5 protein-coding genes are annotated in these 5517 nt (G+C 75.5%); all 5 read right to left on the bottom strand.

Annotated elements, in window-relative coordinates:
* Positions 1–109: 109 nt before the first annotated feature.
* Positions 110–376, bottom strand: coding sequence for a hypothetical protein (locus Q0112_RS02870; protein ID WP_297971146.1), 267 nt, complete (start codon positions 374–376; stop codon positions 110–112).
* Positions 363–1112, bottom strand: a complete 750-nt coding sequence (locus Q0112_RS02865) for an aldolase/citrate lyase family protein (RefSeq protein ID WP_297971143.1) — start codon at positions 1110–1112, stop codon at positions 363–365. Before Q0112_RS02865 ends, Q0112_RS02870 begins: the two co-directional genes overlap by 14 nt.
* Before the next feature lie 42 nt (positions 1113–1154).
* The gene (locus Q0112_RS02860) at positions 1155–2057 is read right to left on the bottom strand and encodes a histone deacetylase (RefSeq protein WP_297971139.1); all 903 of its coding nucleotides are present in this window, start codon (positions 2055–2057) and stop codon (positions 1155–1157) included.
* Positions 2057–2746, bottom strand: coding sequence for an SDR family oxidoreductase (locus tag Q0112_RS02855; protein ID WP_297971136.1), 690 nt, complete (start codon positions 2744–2746; stop codon positions 2057–2059). Before Q0112_RS02855 ends, Q0112_RS02860 begins: the two co-directional genes overlap by 1 nt.
* 14 nt (positions 2747–2760) lie before the next feature.
* Positions 2761–5517: bifunctional [glutamine synthetase] adenylyltransferase/[glutamine synthetase]-adenylyl-L-tyrosine phosphorylase (locus Q0112_RS02850; RefSeq protein ID WP_297971133.1), on the bottom strand; the 2757-nt coding region annotated here is incomplete at its 5' end.

Genomic DNA, 5517 nt, shown 5'->3' with positions numbered 1-5517 from the left:
GGGAATCAGAAACACCCGCCTTTGGGAATCCCCCGATTCAGTCGAGATTCATGCCTAACGCGTGCGGCGCGCGCGACAGGACCGGACAATTCACCTGGAGAAGGGCCGGTCAGCGGCGCCGAGCCCGATAGCCGCCGCGCCGGCCGGGCGTCGGCGCCGTCTCAGCGGCGGCGGCGCGCAGGACGGCGGACATCGGATGGTCGGGCTGGCGGGCGGCGTAGTGGGCGAGGAGCTCGGCGATCGCGCCGGCCTCGCCCGCCTCCGGCCCGAGCGCCCAGTCGAGGAAGATGGTCCGCGCGTCCTCGGGCGTGAGCTGCATGCGGTAGGCCTCGAGGATCAGCCCGCGCGGATCGCAGGCGAGCTCACCCTTGGCCACGGCCGAGCTCGCGACGGGCGGCCTCGAGATGCGCGTCGAGCGCCGGGACGAGAAGCGCGATGTCCGACGCGCCGAGGACGTGCGTGTATCCCATGGCGGCGAGCTCGGCGAAGCCCGAGCCCGGGAAGGTGACCGTCCCCGCCTCGCGGCCGGCGGCGCGGGCGATGCGCGCCACCTCGCGGGCGGCCTCGGCGACGCGCGGGTCGGCGAGCTCGGCCCCGAGGCAGGCGGAGAAGTCGGACGGGCCGAAGAAGAGCTGGGTGACGCCGGGGACGGCGGCGATCTCGGCGGCGACGGCGAGGCCGGCCGGCGATTCGATCTGCAGCACCAGCCCGCCCGTCTCGCGCCAGCGGCTGCGGTAGCCGCCGGCGTCGCGGCCCCAGCGGGCGCCGCGCGCGACGGCCGTGCCCTCGCCGCGGCGTCCCTCGGGCCCGTAGGTCGCGAAGCCGGCGAGCCGCCGGGCGGTGCCCGCGTCCTCGACGCGCGGGACGATGACGCCGGCGGCGCCGGCGTCGAGCGCGCGCTTGATCCAGCCGTCGCTCGGCTCGGGGATGCGCACGAAGGGCGGCGTGCCGGTGGCGGTCAGCGCCATCATCATGCGGATCGCCGTCTCCATGCCGGCGACGCCGTGCTCGAGGTCGACGATCGCGAAGTCGAAGCCGGTGCCGCCGACGATCTCGGCCGCCTCCGGGCTCGGGAGGCCGATCCAGCAGCCGATCTGCAAGCGCGTGTCCATGTGCTTCGGTAGTGGGCGGGGGGCGGGGCCGTCAAGCGCGCTTCAGGCGGCGACGCGCGCGGCCTCCTCGAAGAGGAGGGCGTGGCCCGCGGCGAGCCGGGCCGGATCGCTGTCGTAGCCGCCGCCGAGCACGCAGGCGAGCGGCAGCCGCCGGCGGCGGGCCCATTCGGTCACCAGCCGGTCGCGGGCGCGGAGCCCGGCGTCGCTGAGCGCGAGCCGGCCGAGCCGGTCTCCGGCATGCGGATCGACGCCGGCATTGTAGAAGGCGATCGCCGGCCGGAAGGCGGCGACCGCGGCGAGGGCCTGGGCGAGGGCCTCGAGATAGGCGCGGTCGCCGAGGCCGTCGGGGAGCGGCAGGTCGAGGTCCGAGCGGGCCTTCTCAGCCGGGTAGTTGCGCTCGGCGTGGAGCGAGAGGGTGAGGACCTCGGGGCGACCGGCGAAGATGCGGGCGGTGCCGTCGCCCTGGTGCACGTCGCAGTCGATGACGAGGATTCGGGCGGCGATGCCCTCGTCGAGCAGTGCCTGCGCCGCGACGGCGACGTCGTTGAAGACGCAGAAGCCCGCCCCGCCATCCGGGCCGGCGTGGTGCGAGCCGCCGGCCATGTTGCAGGCGATCCCCTGCTCGAGCGCGAGCCGCGCGGCGAGGAGCGTCCCGGCGGCCGAGAGGAAGCCGCGGCGGGCGACGGCGGCGGTGTTGGGCAGGCCGATGGCGCGCTCCTCGGCGGCGTCGAGCGTCTGGTTCGCCACCCGCTCGACGTAGGGAAGGGCGTGCACGGCGGCGACCCGGGCGACGCTCGCCGCGGCGGGGGCGAGAAAGCCCCCGGCGGCGGGCAGCAGGCGGCGGGCGACGAGCGCGTCGCGCAGGTAGCCGTACTTCGACATCGGGAAGGGGTGGCCGCGGCGGGGCGGCGCGACATAGTCGGGATGGAAGACGATGGGCAGCATCAGGCGAGGGGCGGCGTGGGAAGCACGGTCAGCTCGTGCACGTCGACCGTCGGGGGTTGCTCCAGGGCGTAGAGGACGGCTCGTGCCACGTCCTCCGGCATCAGGCCCTCGGGCCTCGGGGCGTCGAAGAACGGGGTGTCGACCGTGCCGGGCTCGATCAGGGTGACGCGAACGCCGGTGCCGCGCAGCTCCTCGCGCAGGCCGTAGCCGATGGCGGTCACCGCCCACTTGGTGGCGGAGTACATCGACCCCGCCAGCGTGCGGCGGCCGGCGACCGAACCGGTGATGAGCACGTGGCCGCGCGCGGCCTTCACGTGCGGCAGCGTGGCGCGCAGGGTATAGGCGACGCCGAGGATGTTGGTCTCGACCATGGCGCGCCAGCTCTCCGGCGGGGCGGCGGAGAAGCCGCCGGGCACGCCGCCGATGCCGGCGTTGGCGAAGACCGCGTCGATGCGGCCGAAGCGCGCGACCGCCGCCTCGGCCATGCGCTCCTGGTCGGCGGGGTCGGTGACGTCGGTGCGGATGGCCAGGGCGACGTCGGGACCGGCGTCGGCAACGAAATCCTCGAGACGGTCGCGCGAGCGGGCGGCGAGCGCCAGGCGCCAGCCGCGCGCGGCGGCGGCGCGGGCGGTCGCCAGCCCGATGCCGCTGGAGGCGCCGGTGATGAGCAGGACCTTGGCGTCGGGCATGGGTGTCTCCTCTGTCATGGGGTGGCGAGCCGGGCGGCGATGATGGCGGCGGCGCGGTCGGCGTCGGTGGCGAGGGTGCGGCGGAGGGTGTCGAGGTCGGGCTCGCCGGTGGCGGCGAGGACCAGGCGGACGAGGCCGGCGCCGCCGGCGGCGGGGTCGATGGTGCGGTCGCTGGCGAGGCGGAGGATCTGCTGCAGATCGGCGAGCCGGCCGAGGGCGGCGGCGAGGAAGGCGGCGTCGGTAGGGGCGATCCAGCCCGCCTTGCCGAGGCGGGCGAGCATCCGCTTCGGGCTGCGGGTGCCGGCCGGCGGGTGGAGGAGGGCGCCGGTCTGGGCGAGGAGCTCGATGTCCATCATCCGGCCGGGGCCGAGCTTCACCTCCCAGGGGTCGGCGGCGGCGGCCTCCTGCGCCTCGGCGAGGCGGCGGCGCATGTCGGCGGCGTCGGCGACGACCTTGGCCGGGTCGTGCGGGCGGGCGAGGACGGCGGCGATCGTGGCGTGCACCTCCTCGCCGAGGGCGGCCGGCCCGGCGACGACGCGGGCGCGGGTGAGCGCGAGATGCTCCCAGGTCCAGGCCTCCTCGGCCTGGTAGCGGCGGAAGGCGGCGAGCGCGGTGGCGACCGGGCCGGAGCGGCCTGACGGGCGCAGCCGCATGTCGACCCTGTAGAGGATGCCCTCGGCGGTGGGGGCGGAGAGGGCGGAGATGAGCGCCTGGGTGAGCCGGGCGTAGTAGGTGGTGACCGGCAGCGGGCGGCGGCCCTCGGAGGTCTCCGCCCCTTGCGCGTCGTAGATGACGATGAGGTCGAGGTCGGAGGAGACGGTCATCTCGCGCGAGCCGAGCTTGCCCATGGCCACGACGGCCGCCCCGGCGCCGGGCGGGGGGCCGTGGCGGATGGCGAAGTCGGCGATCGTGACCGGCCAGAGCGCGCCGAGGACGGCCTCCGCGACGGCGGAGTAGGCGGCGGCGGCCTCCTCAGGCTCGGCGAGGCCGCGCAGCAGGTGGACGCCGATGCGGAAGTGGCGCTCGCGCATCCAGACCCGGGCGGCGTTGAGGGCGCCCTCGTAGTCGGGCGCGGTGCGCAGGCGCTCGGCGAGCTGGGCGCGCAGCTCGGAGGCGCTGTGGAGCGGGCGGTAGAAGTCGGCGCTGATGACGGCGTCGAGGACGCCGGCGTTGGCGCCGAGGTGGCGGGCGAGCTCGGGCGCGCTGCCGCAGATGTCGATCAGGAGGTCGAGGAGCGGCGGGTTGGCCTGCATCAGCGAGAAGATCTGCACGCCGGCGGGGAGGCGGGAGAGGAAGGCGTCGAGCGAGGCGAGGGCGGCGTCGGGGCTGGCGGCGCTCGCCATGCGGCGGAGGAGCTCGGGCTCGAGGCGGCGGAAGATGCCGCGGGCGCGCTCGCTGCGGAGGGCGGGCAGGCGGCGCCAGGCGGCCATCGTGGCCTCGGCGCTCGCCGGGTCGGCGAAGACGGCCTCGGGGGAGGGGGCTTCGGTGCTGCGCTCCTCGGGGAGGAAGAAGGGCTCGGTCAGCGCCTTCACCGTCTCGAGGCGGGCGCGGATCTCCTCCTCCATCCCGGCGAGCGGCCGGTCGCAGAAGTCGGCGAGGCGCGCCATCTCCTCCGGGCTCTCCGGCAGCCGCTGGGTCTGTGCGTCCTCGAGCATCTGCAGCCGATGCTCGAGCTCGCGGTGGGCGACGTAGGCGGCCGATAGCGTCCCGGCGGCCTCGCGGTCGACCCAGCCCTTGTCGGCGAGGGCCGAGAGGGCGGCGAGGGTCTGACGCTGGCGCAGGCCCTCGTCGCGGCCGCCGGTGATGAGCTGGCGGGTCTGGGTGAAGAACTCGATGTCGCGGATGCCGCCCTGGCCGAGCTTGATGTCGTGGCCGGGGAGCTTGAGCGGGCCGGCGAGGCCCTTGTGGGCGCGGATGCGCTGGCGGATGTCCTGGGCGTCCTCGATGGCGGCGAAGTCGAGGTGGCGCCGCCAGATGAAGGGGTGGAGGCGGGCGAGGAAGGCCTCGCCGGCGGCGATGGCGCCGGCGCAGGGGCGGGCCTTGATGTAGGCGGCGCGCTCCCAGGTGCGGCCGACGCTCTCGTAATAATGCTCGGCGGGGTCGGAGGCGATGCAGACCGGCGTGACCGAGGGGTCGGGGCGCAGGCGCAGGTCGACGCGGAAGACGTAGCCGGTGGCGGTGACCTCGGAGAGGAGTTTTACCAGACGCTGGGTGACGCGGATGAAAGCCTTGCGCACGTCGGCATAGTCGTCCGGGTCGTGGCGGCTTTCGTCGAAGAGGACGATGAGGTCGATGTCGGAGGAATAGTTGAGCTCGCCCGCTCCCATCTTGCCCATGGCGAGGACGAACATGCCGGCCGCCTCGGCGATGTCGGCCTCGGTCGCGCCGGGGATCTTGCCGCGGGCGATCTCTTCGGCGACGAGGGCGGCGAGCCCGAGCCCGACGGCGTGGTCGGCGAGCGCGGTCAGCGCGCCGGTCACCTCCGCGAGCCCCCAGGCGCCGCCGAGGTCGGCGAGCGCGGTCAGGAGCGCGACCCGCCCGCGGGCGATGCGCAGCGAGTCGGCGAGCGCCGCCGTGCCCTCGGCCGGCATCGCGGCCAGCGTCGCGGCCAGCGTGTCCTCCAGTGGGGTGTCGAGCGCCGCGCGCAGCCAGTCCGCCTCGCGCTCGATGAGGCCGGCGAGGAAGGTCGAGCAGCCGGCGGTTCCCTCGACGAGCGCCCGCGCCGGGCCGGGCAGGTCGCCGAAGCGGGCGGCGATCTCCGTCACCCGGTT

Origin of the sequence: uncultured Amaricoccus sp., assembly GCF_937858865.1 — a bacterium.
Classification (GTDB): domain Bacteria; phylum Pseudomonadota; class Alphaproteobacteria; order Rhodobacterales; family Rhodobacteraceae; genus Amaricoccus.
This window is presented reverse-complemented; position numbering and strand designations above follow the sequence as displayed.